The 15,039-nt window shown below is 53.3% G+C and carries 12 protein-coding genes; 8 read left to right on the top strand and 4 right to left on the bottom strand.

Going from position 1 to position 15,039, the window contains the following annotated elements; genetic code table 11:
• Positions 1 to 433: 433 nt before the first annotated feature.
• Both Q1A48_RS16440 and nadA read left to right on the top strand, forming a co-directional pair.
• A complete protein-coding gene (locus tag Q1A48_RS16440) occupies positions 434 to 580 on the top strand; it encodes a hypothetical protein (RefSeq protein ID WP_299947093.1) in 147 nt (48 codons plus the stop codon).
• Between the two features lie 419 nt (positions 581 to 999).
• Complete coding sequence (gene nadA, locus Q1A48_RS16435) at positions 1,000 to 2,052, top strand: quinolinate synthase NadA (RefSeq protein ID WP_299947090.1); 1,053 nt, start codon at positions 1,000 to 1,002, stop codon at positions 2,050 to 2,052.
• A 1,766-nt stretch (positions 2,053 to 3,818) separates the two neighbouring features.
• On the opposite strand, the gene Q1A48_RS16430 is transcribed toward nadA, so the two are convergent.
• The 4 genes from Q1A48_RS16430 to Q1A48_RS16415 all read right to left on the bottom strand — a co-directional run bounded on the left by Q1A48_RS16430 (position 3,819) and on the right by Q1A48_RS16415 (position 9,825).
• Positions 3,819 to 4,274 (bottom strand): CsgE family curli-type amyloid fiber assembly protein, encoded by a 456-nt coding sequence (locus Q1A48_RS16430; protein ID WP_299947088.1) that lies wholly within the window; start codon positions 4,272 to 4,274, stop codon positions 3,819 to 3,821.
• A gap of 503 nt (positions 4,275 to 4,777) precedes the next feature.
• Positions 4,778 to 7,684: a TonB-dependent receptor gene (locus Q1A48_RS16425; RefSeq protein WP_299947085.1), complete on the bottom strand. Its 2,907-nt coding sequence runs from the start codon at positions 7,682 to 7,684 to the stop codon at positions 4,778 to 4,780.
• A 112-nt stretch (positions 7,685 to 7,796) separates the two neighbouring features.
• Entirely contained in the window at positions 7,797 to 8,861 is a 1,065-nt protein-coding gene (locus Q1A48_RS16420; RefSeq protein WP_299947083.1) for a FecR domain-containing protein, read from the bottom strand.
• Positions 8,862 to 9,294: 433 nt separating this feature from the next.
• Positions 9,295 to 9,825: an RNA polymerase sigma factor gene (locus tag Q1A48_RS16415; RefSeq protein ID WP_299947080.1), complete on the bottom strand. Its 531-nt coding sequence runs from the start codon at positions 9,823 to 9,825 to the stop codon at positions 9,295 to 9,297.
• Between the two features lie 236 nt (positions 9,826 to 10,061).
• Here Q1A48_RS16415 and dnaX point away from each other — a divergent pair, with 236 nt between their 5' ends.
• The 6 genes from dnaX to Q1A48_RS16385 all read left to right on the top strand — a co-directional run bounded on the left by dnaX (position 10,062) and on the right by Q1A48_RS16385 (position 15,037).
• Positions 10,062 to 12,020, top strand: coding sequence for a DNA polymerase III subunit gamma/tau (gene dnaX / locus Q1A48_RS16410; RefSeq protein ID WP_299947077.1), 1,959 nt, complete (start codon positions 10,062 to 10,064; stop codon positions 12,018 to 12,020).
• Between the two features lie 154 nt (positions 12,021 to 12,174).
• Complete coding sequence (locus tag Q1A48_RS16405) at positions 12,175 to 12,519, top strand: YbaB/EbfC family nucleoid-associated protein (protein WP_299947074.1); 345 nt, start codon at positions 12,175 to 12,177, stop codon at positions 12,517 to 12,519.
• 29 nt (positions 12,520 to 12,548) lie between these two features.
• A complete protein-coding gene (gene recR, locus Q1A48_RS16400; protein WP_299947071.1) occupies positions 12,549 to 13,157 on the top strand; it encodes a recombination mediator RecR in 609 nt (202 codons plus the stop codon).
• Positions 13,157 to 14,293 carry a ribonuclease D gene (gene rnd, locus Q1A48_RS16395; RefSeq protein WP_299947068.1) on the top strand — a complete coding sequence of 379 codons (1,137 nt, stop codon included), beginning with the start codon at positions 13,157 to 13,159 and terminating at the stop codon, positions 14,291 to 14,293. Before recR ends, rnd begins: the two co-directional genes overlap by 1 nt.
• Complete coding sequence (locus Q1A48_RS16390; protein ID WP_299947065.1) at positions 14,290 to 14,577, top strand: YcgL domain-containing protein; 288 nt, start codon at positions 14,290 to 14,292, stop codon at positions 14,575 to 14,577. Before rnd ends, Q1A48_RS16390 begins: the two co-directional genes overlap by 4 nt.
• Before the next feature lie 10 nt (positions 14,578 to 14,587).
• Positions 14,588 to 15,037 carry a YcgN family cysteine cluster protein gene (locus Q1A48_RS16385; RefSeq protein WP_299947063.1) on the top strand — a complete coding sequence of 150 codons (450 nt, stop codon included), beginning with the start codon at positions 14,588 to 14,590 and terminating at the stop codon, positions 15,035 to 15,037.
• Positions 15,038 to 15,039: the final 2 nt, after the last annotated feature.

The raw sequence follows: 15,039 nt of genomic DNA, 5'->3' as shown, positions 1-15,039 counted from the left end.
TCACTATCTGATGACCTACTACAACTGGGAGCGTCCCCATCAGCACAACGATGGTATACCACCTGCAAAGGCGGAAGGAAATCTTAACTTACTGTCCGGTAAAAGTTGACCACTACATAGTGCGCTCTGCCCTGTGCAGAACCAGTGTTTCCGCAGGAAATGAAAACCCTGCACACTTACTTCGAAATTCGGGTGATTCGTATGCAGAGTCGGCTGGAATACCACGCTGATATCGAAAATAGCCAGACCCCGAAAATAGATTTCTGTCGCCTGTGGTGAAAAATGCCATTTACCACGGTGTAAACTCTTCGAAACCTGGTGGTGAGGTAGTGAGAACGGTGTTTTTTCAAAGCGATGATCTGAGGGTTGTGTTCGCCGGTACAGGCGTGGATATCCGCGTAAGTAATGGTATCGGCATTGGGCTCAATAGTCTGTGCGCACGGCTGCCTGGCTCTATGGTGCCAAAGCCAAACCCGATTTTCGTGAGAATAGTCCCTCGGTTTTGCGCGTTGAGATCGGTATCTGGTGGGGCTCTGCAGTGAAGGCTGTCGCCATCATGGCCGATGATGAGGATAATTGATGGGCTACCCCGCTCGCCAGTTGCCAGCCCTATGGTCTGAACGACCAACCCCGGGCTCGGCTAAGAGCAGTTAACGCCCGACAAAACTGGACCGGCCAAGGCGCCCTTGAAGCACTCATCTTCACCAAACGCGATATGTCGGATCCTAAACGCTGACACTCAGGGGTCGTCCAACGTAGTTGCGTAGTAACCAGAGCCAGGTTACCTGTTCAAGCAGATGGAGACTAAAAGTAGCGGAAGGTCGGGTTTTCACGTGTTCCACCACCAGAATCACCATATGGCACCCGTTTTGGTATTGTGGGGATAAAGTAGATGCACTTTGCTGCCAGTTTCCAGCCAGATCCTGAGGATGCAGTCAACCCGTTTTGGAGGTCTTCCATTGCGTTATAATGCGCCCTTTTCCCTGATGGTGGCTAGCAATGACTCATAAGTCCAATGTCGCAGGCACGTTAGATGCCCCCTCCCTGGTAGAGGCCCATTTGGCGGGGTCGGTTGTGTCCCAATACGGTGAAGAGGAATTGCGGGTTTGGCGTGAACGTATCAAGTGCTTACTGAAAGCGCAAAATGCTGTGCTAGTGGCGCACTATTATACCGATCCCTTGATTCAGGCACTGGCCGAAGAGACCGGTGGCTGTGTCTCGGACTCCCTGGAAATGGCCCGCTTTGGCGCCCGACACCCGGCCGACACTCTGGTGGTAGCCGGGGTTAAGTTTATGGGTGAAACCGCCAAGATTCTAACGCCCAACAAGCGTGTTCTGATGCCCACTTTGGAGGCTACCTGTTCCCTGGATTTGGGTTGCCCATCGGAGGTGTTCGCGGCATTTTGCGATCAGCACCCCGACCGCACAGTAGTGGTTTATGCCAACACGTCCGCGGCGGTGAAGGCCCGTGCCGATTGGGTGGTAACCTCCAGTATTGCTCTTGATGTTGTGGATTATCTGGATGGCAAGGGTGAGAAAATCCTGTGGGCGCCGGACAAGCACTTGGGGGGGTATGTGCAGCGTGAGACCGGCGCGGATGTGTTGCTGTGGGATGGCGCCTGTATCGTGCATGAGGAGTTCAAAGCAAAGGGGGTGAGGGATCTTAAAGCCTTGTATCCAGATGCAGCAGTGCTGGTACATCCTGAATCACCGGCGTCAGTGGTTGCTTTGGCAGATGTAGTGGGCTCCACTTCGCAGATAATCAATGCTGCCAAAACCCGTGCACAGAAACGCTTTATCGTAGCGACAGACCAGGGCATTTTTTACAAAATGCAGCGAGAGTGTCCGGATAAAGAGCTGATTATTGCCCCAACTGCTGGCGCAGGCGCCACTTGTCGCAGCTGCGCCAACTGCCCATGGATGGCAATGAATTCGCTGGAGAATCTGTGCGGGGTTTTGGAGCTGGGCGGGAATGAAATCTTTGTGGACGACGATTTGGGGCGCAAGGCGATGATTGCACTGCAGAGAATGCTGGATTTCCGCAGGGTCTAATAATTAAGGCCAAAGTTTTCTGTATCAGCAGATGAAAAAAGAGCGATCCAGAGCCTGCTGCTAGACGGTGTAACAGTCGCCGTTGCTACCGGGTCGGAAGGAAAGAATACCCCTCTCCCGAGATGCGCTGTACATACATCCCTGTACGCTCGTAATCGACATCCATGCCTCATACGATCCTGGCCGAGGGGGGGTATTCTTCCCTCCTTCCTTATTAGTAACAGGAAGATTGATTGTTTCCGAATCGCTGTCGCCCTGGAACTGTTCCGGCCTGGGTGCAGCCTTAACATGGTTGCCCGCACATATACCTTGGCATTGTCCAGAACCGTTGCTATTGGCGCAGGTCGACTGGCCGGATTCTTTTAGACGGGGCGCAATCAGACCAGGAAAAGCCCTTCAAATAGCATGAAGGACCACCTGGATAATACCAGTTGGATACTAAAGATCAGCCTGGCTGGGATGTTCTTCACCCTGAGCGAAAAGTGATGAGGTCCAATAGATACGTATTGGTTCTTGACACCATTTTCTTATTTGGGTTTCATCGGGATTCACCGCTTCCACTAAAAACTATTGGCGCTAAAAACTACATAAAAATGAATTATGCGCATAAATACCTCGGCGCCAATTACTCGCAAATTTCCTGCAGCTAGACTCTCTGAAGACAGCTATTAGTGCAACACTGAAACAGTGGGGGAGTCGAATCATGAGACTTTCAGGGAGATTCGCTTTGCCGCCCTTGACGGTGTTGGTGATACAAGGTTGCTTGTTTGTACCTGCTGAAGATGTGGAGGGTGAAGACCCATTCTATTTCGAGACAGGTACTGATGGACAGGGTGCCAGCTTTGCCGAAATAGGCAATTATGATTCCAAATATCTGCAACCTTCACCGGCCAGTTTTCAATGTGGAGTGGAGTGCGCCGACAGCATGTACAACTCCGCGACTTGGTTCTTTCCGATTATGAGAGTCTATTAGTGTTTATGGAAATACTGTGCGCCTGGACATGAGGGCATAACCCGATCTTAAACCGAAGTACGCGAAGACCGCTTCGCGTGGTACCGATACGGAGAAATACCCATGCATAACTCCCCGATTGTTATTTTCGCGTTCTCTATGAGCCTGTTGCTGACAGCCTGCGGAACGCCGAATAGCCGCAATCAGGTCGTGTATCCTCACAGCTCGCCAATGCCGCGACATGCAGAGTACCGATCGTACCCCTCTTCTCATGTGCCTGCGGCGCCAACTGAGCGCAAAATCAGGCATTCAAGCTGCCCCGGTGATTCCGAGGAGCTGGCGCCGGGTTCGATTTGTCCTCCCAGTGCACGCTGCTATGATATTTCCGGTGGTAGACGTTGTATTTCCTATGAGGAGTAGAATTTTACTGGCGCTGGTCGCGATACACCTGTTAGGCGGTTGTGCCGACGGTTTTTGGCAGGATCTGTGTGGTGACCCAATGTACTACACATACAAACGCGGCCCAGTGCCACCGGATGAAATTACGGCCTTCCCCCGTTTTTGCCTGGCAGGAGACCCTTATATGGGAGCACTGGATAATTGTAGCCGTGCGCAATTGCATTGCTATCAATTGGATACTGGAGAATGGTGTGAGGGCCCCTATTCTCCATTTGTCCTTAGCTATGGTTCTCATTATTAACCTGGCGATCAAGTCGGATGCCGGGTAAACAATAAGTAGGGGAGTGTAGCCGGGAAGAAAGAAGAAGGTGGTTATCTTCCAAAAAGGTCATGACTGTATCCCTGTGCACCGGAATCAATCTTTTTTCGGTAGATTTATCGGGACTCTTTGGTCGTGCAGAGCAAGCGCATTTACCGCGCCGAATTGGCGGATACGTTCCTGCAATACTTTTTCATGGATCTGTTGCGCGGCCTCATTGGCCAGGGGAAGTATAGATGTTGTGCTTGGAATAATGAATCGCCTAAATATAATTCTACTGTTATATGTCACCCAAATGAGGTTTCCCCACAGAGTTGAGGGACGCTCGTAGATCGTCAGCATGTAAGTGGCGTCTGGATAATGGAAACTCCTGTACTCGCTGATATAGCGAACAAAGTCGTGTCCAGTTTGTGTAATTGTGCGATCTATATAGCTTCCGTAAGATTCATCTTCCAGTATCCCTGAATCAGTATCCGCTGACAGAACACTTGTATCGTCCAGCCAAAAAACAAAGGATGCACTGAGTGTCAATATCAGTGTGGTTAGCCGCATATTTATCCTTCCCGTGAATGGATTGTCGCCCAATTGTTCGTTTTAAGCTGCTTTCTTGCCTTTTTTTGGCATAAGCGGGACAGAGTATTTCTAATCAGCCAGGCAGAGCCTGATGATTAAATTGTCGAGCCCGCCAATTGTTGGTTTGAGCTGAAATAACTATCGATTATTGGATGATTATTTGGAGTGTAGGCTGAGGGTGAAGCCGAATTGAAAAAAGGTGACAGAATGCGCTGATATTCAGCACACAAGTAGCTATAAACCGACGGTGTAACGCTGGGATACTCAGGCAATGTCTTGTAGGAATTGCTGAATGTGCGCTTTGTACCTTTGTCTGGACTATACTTGGCCTCATTTACGGATAGGATTGTTTACAGAGTAGTCTGGTGAAAGTGCTTATTGGCGCCAAAGTAAGAATTAGTCAAGAGAAGGCAGCAGTGGGTCAAATTGCCGCCTGTGCACAGCTATTGATGACAGAGATAGATAATAAATGGGTTTTCGACTCACAGATTGAGAGAGAAAGTGCCATACCAGAAGCGGCCAGTAAGGTCATAGGTCCGAAAATCGTAATTGTGGTTAGTGGCGGTGGCAGCTAATGGAGGGGGTTGGTTTAGCAGGTTGTTGACCCCGATGGCAAGTCGCAGTTTTTTATGTGGAGTAACCGCAAATTGAAAATCGTGGGTAGACCAGTCCTCAATATCCCGTGAGGTGAGGCGTTCGCCCTGGGTAAATGTTTCTTCCAGCGGGCCTACATGGTGCATAGTATAAGCAGCCTCCCAGAAGCCTTTACTCCAATAGATACCAGCATTCGCTTTCCATTTCGGGAGAGATCCAACCTCACCATTCGCGCTTCCAGCAAAGGTGCCGGAAAGGTCTTCTTTTTGTGATTCTGGCGTGACTTGAGTGAGGTGATGCAGTGTATGGCTGATATTCAATGCGAGGCGAAAATGGCCTGTATGCCTCGGTTGCAAATTATAACGCAGAGCTATGTCATACCCCTGTACCTCACGGTTCCCCTGATTTAACCGGGTGGCAAAGATCCTGCTGATATCACCGTTTTCATCTCTAACCACCTTGTCACCGAATAGGCCAGAGCGGGCATTTTGTTCAACGAGAAGTTGAGGGTCGGACCCAATGACGTTTTCTTGCTGTATATCGTATAAATCGAAAGTTGCCTTAAACCCCTCGAGAGAAGTGGGAGTCCACGTAATACCCAAAGATAGATTTTTCGATGTTTCCGGTTTCAGATTCGGGTTGCCCCCAAATTCGGACAGGTGCTCAATCAGTGAGCTGTCGGCTTGTTTTGTGCAACCAGGAAGGGTGCCGGGGTGGTGGTATGAACAGGGGTCAATGATGGTTACCTGGCTTAGGTAGCTTTGTTGCTTCACATCTGTAAGGGTTGGGGCTCTAAATCCAGTTGCAAAACTCCCCCGTATCATGAGAGCGGGCGAGGGTTTCCAGCGCAGTGCCAGTTTGGGATTGCTGGTACTACCGAAGTCATTGTAGTGCGACAGGCGCAAGGCGCCATCCAGCCAGAGTTGTTCGACTAATGGGATAGTAACTTCGGTAAAAGCCTCTCTAATAATGCGTGAGCCTTTTGTGGTGCCGGGAGCATGACCTCCTATAAAAGATATCCCCTCACTACCCACCGATAGGGAGTCTATCGCTTCGCGCCGAAGTTCAATCCCTGCGGCTGCGCCTATTTTCCCGGATGTCAAGTGTGCAAGGGTACCGTCAGCAACAAGGGTGACCGCAGTCATTTGTGAGTCGCTGTTGTTGACACTTTCACTGCGTATAAAATTCAGTTGTTCAGTGTTGATGCTGCCGCTGGGGCCCAGGAGATTGACAGCAATACAGCCTATATCCGGATTGCACCGATCTGGCCCTTTCAGACCTAAAGCAAGGGCCGATGAATCTATCAGATTACTGAGTTTCTCGGTTTTTTCCGTGTGTTGATAGGCTGCGCCCAATTCCCATTGCCACTCCTGCCAAAGCCCCTTGAGCCCGGAATTGAATCGCCAAGTAGTAATCCGATTGGATTGTTTGCGCGGCCCAATTTCTACCAATCGCCTTCGCAAATCCGTAATGTCTTGGCTGAAGGCGTTGTAGATGTTTTCAGAGGCAATGGTAAAGTCGTCGTTATTGAAGCGGGTAAATACCGGAGTGGGTGCCATTATGGATTCTGCCAGGGTGCGAACTCCCATAATTTCAGCAAATAGAAATGCATTATCTCCTACATCAATATCCCCTGTTAGGTACACGGAATTGTTGTCCAAAGGCGCTATAGCTGAAGTATGCTCGCTGTAGTCATAGCGGTCTTCGCTTATCCAGTCTTGGTAATCCCCTCTAGAGGTATTGGTAATGACGGTGCTATCATTCAGTGCAATAAATCCTCCTGGAATGGCTGATGAGCGCTGATCCAGGCCACCGTTGGGACGACTGTCGGCTGAATCGGACACACTGCGATCGCGACTCATTACCGCCTCTTGCTGGTATTGAGCCAGGCTGAGTAATAAGTGACTTCTGTCGCCCTGCCACCCCCAGGTTAAATGATGTGATTTCGTTTGCCGGTCATTCTCTTGGGACTGACCGTAGTAACTACTCACTTTAAGACCTTCAAAATCGCGTTGTAGAATGATGTTTACTACGCCGGCAATTGCGTCTGAACCGTAAATTGCAAATGCCCCATCCTTCAGAATTTCTATCCGTTCAACCATGGGTAACGGTATAGAATTAAGATCCGTGGCTTCTCCTTTAAATCCGTCACTGATAATACGTCGACCGTTTAAGAGGACGAGCGTATTGCTGGCGGGTAGGCCGCGTAAGGAGACGGTTGCAGTGCCGTCCCCCTCTTGGCTGACCGAGGTGCTTGTGAAGTTGCCAGAAACTGCTGGCAGGAACTTTAGCAAGTCGGCGACAGTTTGAGCGCCCGTCATCTCCAATTGCTGGCGGGTGAGGGCGTCGACAGGCGCATATCCATCCAGATGGGAGTGATGTAAATGACTACCGGTGAGGCGTTGCCCAGTAACAGTGACCTCCTCAGTAGAATGGAAAGCGGGCTTTGCTGCTGCGTGTTCTTTCTTGTCATCTGTGATGACAGCGACAGAGGTTGGGCTTATACGTTCATATTTGAACGGTAATTCGAGCAGCAACTGCTGTAGGGCTGGCTCAAACTGGCCGTTGTCACTGCGCAGGGTCTGCTCTGCCAGTTCATAATGAGAGGCGGCGGAGGCCTCCACCAGTACCGAAATGTTACATTGCTGTCCCAGGAATATCAGGGCTTTGGACAGGGTACCCGCGGGTAATTGGATGCTGGGTTTGGGACACAGAGCGGTGGCTGTGCCAGAAGATGGCAACAGGAGTACTAAAGTGAGTAAGGTCCAGTACTTTACCGTCAAAAGCATGCTCATTTTTATAGGTCCGGAGCCGAAATGAACCCGGATGCTTTTCTTGCTATTGTGGATTTATGAGCAGAATATTGAAGCACGCACAATAAATAACCGCCAGGGGGGTGGTTATAACCTACTTGTGCTTGGGAGACAAGATAGTCAGGTTGGAATTGCTACGATCCTGCTGCAGATGCAGCACCGTTGCTATAGCCTCCAGCGTGTTGTCCGGATCGGATACTGCGAAGGTGCCAGATACTAGTCGCCCCTCCACTTGTGGGGTGGCAACTGCCGGTACCCTGAGATAGCGGTTCAGTTCCAGCAGGGCCTCCTTTAGTGGGGTTTTTTCGAAAACCAGGAGGCCACGAGTCCAATCTGTTGCCTCCTCTAAAGAGGTGTGGCGGACTTCACTCAAACCCCGCTTGAAGACGCTAACCTTTTGGTTTTTGCCCAATCTGACGGATTCTGGTGCGAGACCCGGAGCGCTATCCGCTTCACTCACAGAGACAGTTCCCTCAGTAACAGATACACGGGTGCTTTTCGGGTTGAGTTCAACATTAAACTCTGTGCCAAGTACGCGGATTTTGGCACTACCGGCAGCAACGGAAAATGGACGGGAGGTCTGTCTGGCTACTTCAAAGAAGGCTTCACCGCGAACCAACTGGGTACGCCTTTTCTCGCGGCTGTAGTTTACGTGCAGCTCACTACTGGAATTCAGTTTTATTTCAGAGCCGTCGGTGAGGTTAATAGTGCGGATCTCGCCGGGTTGAGTGATAAAGACCAACTCATTGGGATTTTCCGCGTTAAGCCACTGAAAGCCAATCCAGGCCGCAAGCAATACACTGCAGGTTGCCAGCCCCCCGCTCAGGATCCACTGGGGCAAGCCCCATCCACGACGATCAGGCACTTTGTTGGCAGGTGTCTCAATGGGGGGCCTTACTTTTGCGAACTCGGGCCTGGGAGTAGAGAGTTCGCTTTCGGGGAAGAGCTGATCTACTGGCATATAGGAAAGAGCGCCGAGATCGCCCCACAATGCTGTAATATCCTTGAAGGCGCGACGGTTTTGCTCGGACATAGACATCCATGCCGCAAAGTCGCGCTTCTCTGTGGAACTCATGGCGTCAGAGCGTAAACGCGCAACCCAAGCGCAAGCCTGATCTAGGCTTTCTTCGCAGGCTACCTGCCGTGCGTTGGTATTCATGCTTACTCCAGTGCCTAGAATCTGTTGTTTAACTGGGGTACCGACGGTTAAATTGAGTGTATTTTACTCGAATTATCCCAGTTTGGGCGACGTTAACAATGCAAGTGCTACTTCTATAAAACTTTGTATCACATTTGGCAGCCAGTAAATTTCACCGCGCTGTGGCTAATAGTATTGCCCTGGCCTCGAATTGCGAGCACCACTCCTGCAAACTGAGACGACCGAGTAGACATCCCCCTCAACTAAATTTGAAGAGGGAGTTGTTGCTTTCAACCCGACAACCCGACGGGATATCCGGTTATTGTGGCTCCCGGAGGCGCCACTGCCGGCGGCCTCAGGCCGGCAAGGGACCTTAAATACAAGCCACCCGGGCCCTTGCGCCGGTATTTCAAGAGTGGCGATGGCGTCGTAAGAGCCTTAGATGGTTGCCGTGTTAATAGGAATTCCAAACAACCTTTCGCCGACAGGCTTTGAGGGCCTGCAGGATATATTTTTCAACACTGCTCACGGAAATGTGCATTTCCCGGGCAATTTCACTGTATGACAGTCCGCGGGCTCTGTGCAAAAGAAATGCCTGACGGCACTTGACTGGCAGTTTGTCCATGGTTTCGTAGATGGACTGAAGTTGCTGGCGGGCGGCGAGCACGCGCTCCGGGGATTGGTGGTCGATATGCTCAGCGCCGTCGGACTCTCCATCCGCGGGAAGTTGCTGGCTAATATAGTCGACGTGCAGCTTGCCTCGGCGCAGCTGATCGACTGCCAGGTTGTTGGCAATTTGGTAGAGATAGGCCCGGGGGTTATCCAGTTCCTTCTTGTCACTGAGCTTTTGCAGGCGCAGGTAAGCGTGCTGGGTAATGTCTTCGGCGTCCTCAGGGCTTTTGACGATACGGGCTACAAAGCGCACCAGAGCTTGGCCGTGATCGGCAAACAGCCTTTCCAGAAGGATCTTCCTGGCCTTATTCATTACTTGTTGCGTTCCCCGTACCAAGCTTGCCGTGATAGTTATGATCTGATTGTTATAAGTGCCAGCTGGCGCACAGTTATATCATAAGCGTTGGCTTGGCGACGAGTGGCGCGAAAGGCCTATTTGAACTGGTGTCCGGTATCCGCTATGCGTCGCTGTCTATGCCGGTATAATGGCGCCCGCGCCAGTGGCGCAGAAGAGATGATTTCTAGAGAGTGTCGAGCACCGGAGACTGGATGAGCTATCAAGTATTGGCACGCAAATGGCGTCCGCGGCTGTTTCGGGAAATGGTAGGGCAGGAGCATGTGCTCCAGGCACTGATCAATGCCCTGGACAGTGGCCGGCTGCACCATGCCTATCTGTTTGCCGGTACCCGGGGGGTGGGTAAGACCACCATAGCGCGGATTCTGGCCAAGTGCCTGAACTGTGAAGAGGGTGTCAGCTCAGAGCCCTGTGGACACTGCAACGCCTGTACAGAGATTGCCGATGGCCGTTTTGTCGACCTAATCGAAGTGGATGCTGCGTCGCGCACCAAGGTGGAGGATACCCGTGAGCTACTGGAAAACGTTCAGTATGCTCCGACCACAGGGCGCTATAAGGTCTATCTGATCGACGAAGTACATATGCTTTCAAACAGTTCCTTCAACGCCCTGTTGAAAACTCTGGAAGAGCCGCCACCCCATGTTAAGTTCTTATTGGCTACGACGGACCCGCAAAAGCTGCCGGTAACCGTATTGTCCCGCTGCCTGCAGTTCAACTTGAAGAATATGAGCCCGGAGCGGATTGTCGAGCATCTGCGGTTCGTTTTGGAGCAGGAACGGGTGCCCTTTGAAGCGGAAGCGCTCTGGCATCTGGGGCGCGCTGCCGATGGCAGCATGCGCGATGGTATGAGTCTCACAGATCAGGCGATCGCCTTCGGTGGCGGCAAGATCAGTGAGGCGGAGGTGCGGAGTATGCTCGGTAGTATCGATACCGGGCTGGTATGGCGGTTGTTAAGCGCCCTGGCCGACGAGGATGCCACTGCGCTGTTTGCCACCGTAGGAGAGCTTGCCCAACAGGCTCCGGACTACAGTGCCGCTCTGGCTGAACTCGCCGATACCCTGCACCGCCTGGCTGTTGCCCAGGTATTGCCCCAGTCGGTGGATAACGCCCAGGGGAGCGGAGAGAAGTTGAGAGCGCTTGCGGGGCGTATAGCGCCGGAAAATGTACAGCTCTTTTACCAGATGGTTCTGCTCGCCCGGCGCGATTTGCCCTTTGCGCCGGACCCACGCAGTGGTTTTGAGATGGCCCTGCTGCGTATGCTGGCATTCCGCCCACAGGGCGTGGCGGATATTCCCCGGGTTGCTCTGCCCGGTGCTTCCGAGCGGGAGCAGACCCAGACTGTACAGAGCGAGTCGCCGGTTGACGGACAGGAGGCGCCTGGGGGAAAAAAGCCTGAAATGGTATCGCAGCGGCCCGATATTACGGCCGCTGTCAAACCTGGATTATCGGACAAGGTAGAACAGGTCGACCCAAATAGTCACTTGGCATCAGAAGTCGTGCGCGAACCTCTCTCTCGGCCTGAAGTTGAGGCGTACGGGTCCCAAACTGGGACTGTTGAGAGAGAAAGAGGGATCAAGGAGGGGTGGCAGGAGGCTGCACCGAAAGAACAGGTCTCGGCGCCCGCAGCGCAGACTCCGCGGGAAAACGTTTTGGCAGAGTTGCGCCAGCGGGTAGTAGAGGTGGAGTCATCGCCTGCGCCACAGCGGCAAGAGGCACCCGGAGCCAGTGGAGATGCGCCCAAGGCCCATCTCGATGCTCTGACACCGGGCAGTTGGCCGGTCTTATACCGGCAGTTGGGCATCAGCGGCATACTGCACTCCATCGCCCAGCATCTCGAGCTTGTGGGTCTGCAGGACCATATACTCTCTTTTACCCTGGACGAATCCTACAGCAGCCTCTATGACGAGGTGCATCAGCGACGCCTGGGGGATCTGCTCGGAGACTTTTTCCAGCGACCGGTTGTGGTGCAGATCCAAGTGGGACAGGTGCGGGGCGATACTCCTGCACGCCTGGCAGCCGCTACCCGGGAAACCCGTGTGGCCGCTGCCCGCGAGGCGTTGTGCACTGACCCACTGGTTCGGGAACTACAGACAGAATTGAGTGCGGAACTGCTGCCGGATTCCATCGAATCTCTGCTTGAGGCAGAGAATTAACCCGGTACACGCAGGTGGATTGGTAGACGCAGTTTCCCCGAATGCTGATTCACCTGTGGCCAATGACGGCACATTCCCGTACCGGGTTTACGAAGTTTGTTTTGAATGCCCGGTGACATCCCGGACAATCACATCACAGAGATAGAGGTTACCTATGAAAGGTTTGGGCGATTTGATGCAACAGGCCCAGAAGCTGCAGGCCGACATGCAGGAAAAAATGCAAAAGCTGCAGCAGGTTTTAAATGAACTGCGGGTATGTGGCGAATCCGGTGCCGGTATGGTCACAGTTACAATGAATGGGCGCCACGATGTCATCTCGGTGCATATCGACCCGTCCCTGCTCACTGAAGATAAGGAAATGCTAGAGGATCTGCTTGCTGCAGCGGTCAATGATGCGGTGCGCCGGGCAGAGGAGAAAGCCCAGGAACTACAAAAGCAGCGAGTGGGTGATCTCGCCACCGGCATCAATCTGCCGGAAGGTTTCAAGTTCCCGTTTTAAGGGGCGAACCCCCGCCGTTTTGGAATACTATGTTTAGTCCCCTGATCGAAGAGCTGATTCGCGCGCTGCGCTGCCTGCCCAGTGTGGGGCCCAAATCGGCACAGCGCATGGCCATGCACCTGCTGGAAAAAGACCCCGACGCTGCGGTACTGCTGGCGCGCAGCCTGACCCAGGCCGTAGAGAAAGTCGGCCGCTGTAAGCAGTGCCGCATTTTGACAGAGGAAGCGGTCTGTGCCCTATGCAACAACAGTCGCCGCGAACAGGCTTTTCTCTGTGTGGTAGAAACTCCGGCAGATGTGCTGGCGATAGAGCAGGCAGGCAATTACCACGGCCGCTATTTTGTGTTGCACGGGCATCTTTCCCCCATCGACGGTATCGGCCCTGAGGACCTGGGGGTCAGCCTACTGGAGCGGCGGCTCGCCAATGAGCCCCTGCAGGAGCTGATTGTCGCCACCAATCCCACGGTAGAGGGGGAGGCGACAGCCCACTATATTGCTGAGTGCGCCAGGGCGCACAACATTGCCGTGAGTCGCATTGCCCATGGGGTGCCTATTGGCGGAGAACTCGAATATATCGATGGCGGCACTCTGGCGCACGCCTTTCACAGCCGAACCGCCTTCTTTCCGGTGGCTGAGTAATGTCGATGATCGATATGGACACCACCCCGCGCTGGGTTTGCACCAAGGCACAGTTAGCGGATTTATGTGAGATTTGGCGCCAGCAGCGCGTTGTGGCGCTGGATACCGAGTTTATGCGCAGCCGTACTTTCTATCCCCAACCCGCCCTGGTGCAGGTAGGGGACGGAAAGCACTGTTACCTCATTGACAACCTGGCGATTGAGGACTTGCAGCCCTTGCGAGATCTGCTGCTGCAGACTTCCGTTACCAAGATCATGCACAGTTGTAGCGAGGACCTGGAGACTTTGGAGCGCTTGCTGGGCGTAGTGCCCGAGCCCATTTTCGATACCCAGATTGCCGCGGCGATTAGCGGTATGGACGCAAGCCTGGGATATGCTGCCGTTGTGCGTTCACTGTTGAATGTCGAGCTGCCAAAAAGCGAGACCCGCTCTGACTGGTTGCAACGCCCTTTGAGTGATGCGCAGCAAAAGTATGCGGCACTGGATGTGGCCTGGTTGCCGGCGCTTTACGGCGTGCTCTGCAAACGTTTGCGGGAGCGGGATCGACTGGAGTGGTTGCGGGAGGATTGTGCCGCCCTGGTTACGGCAGCGCGCAATCCGCAGCCTCCGGAGCTCTACTACCAAAAGGTGAAAGGCGCCTGGCGCCTGCGCGGCAGACAGCTCGCCGCGCTGCAGGACCTGTGTGCCTGGCGCGAGCGGGAAGCACGCGCGCTCGATATGCCGCGCAATCACCTGCTCAAGGAAAGTCTCTGTATGGCCCTGGCCCAACAGGTGCCGGGACATAAAGAGGCACTGAGTCAGCTTGGTTTGGAGGGGCGAGTGCTGCGTCAACACGGCGATACATTGCTGCAAATCACCTCCCGGGCTATCCAGCGGCAGGATACGCCGTCACGCCTGCCCCAACCGCTCAACCGGCAGGAGGGAGAAACTTTCAAACAACTACGCCGGCAGCTTGCAGTCATTGCTGCACGCGAAGCGTTGCCTTCGGAGATCCTGATACGTAAAAAGGAGCTGGAAGCACTGGTGCAGTCCAGCCGCCCCGAATTGCAGGGGCGCCTGCGTGGCTGGCGGGCTGAAATTATTGGCCGCCCACTACTGAAAGTGTTGCGGCAACTGCGCGAAGAGGAAATAAAGTGAAAGTGTTATGCGATATCTATCGCAGCCCGAATAAAGAGGAAATGTATCTGTATGTCGACAAGCGCACAGGGATTGAGCGGGTACCGGGAGATCTGCTGGAGCTGTTTGGCCGCCCCCGGCATGTGACAACCCTGTTGATAACCCCGGACCGGACCCTGGCGCGCGCAGATGCCGACAAGCTTCTGCAGGAACTCTACAAGCGCGGCTACTACCTGCAGATGCCCCCTGTGGCAGACTCGGAGATGCATGGGGTCGCACTGAAAAACAGCAAACTGCAGTACTGAGGCAAAAACGGTGGCAGAAGCACCTTTCTGGCAGTGCAAGACACTCGAACAGATGACTGAACCCGAATGGGAAGCACTCTGTGATGGCTGCGGCCGCTGCTGCTTGCGCAGCTTCGAGGATGAGGAGACGGGGGTGGTATACAGTACCAATGTTGCTTGCCAACTACTGGATGCCCGCGCGTGCCGCTGCAGGCATTACAGCCGCCGAAAAACACTTGTGCCGGAGTGTAAAGGGTTGAGAGGGCAGGATATTAAAGCGTTCAGTTGGTTGCCGAATACTTGCGCCTATCGCTGCCTGGCGGAAGGGCGTCTGCTGCCGGATTGGCATCCCCTGATTAGCGGGGATACGGAATCAGTGCACAGGGCTGGCGTGTCGGTACGGGATTGTGTGGTCAGTGAAGCGCTGGTACACCCGGATGATATGGAAGCGCATATTGTTACCTGGGTGGAAGCCGGTTAGAG

The organism is uncultured Microbulbifer sp., from assembly GCF_947489355.1.
Classification (GTDB): domain Bacteria; phylum Pseudomonadota; class Gammaproteobacteria; order Pseudomonadales; family Cellvibrionaceae; genus Microbulbifer.
Note: the sequence above shows the minus strand (reverse complement) of the source record. Positions and strands in the feature narration are given on the sequence as shown.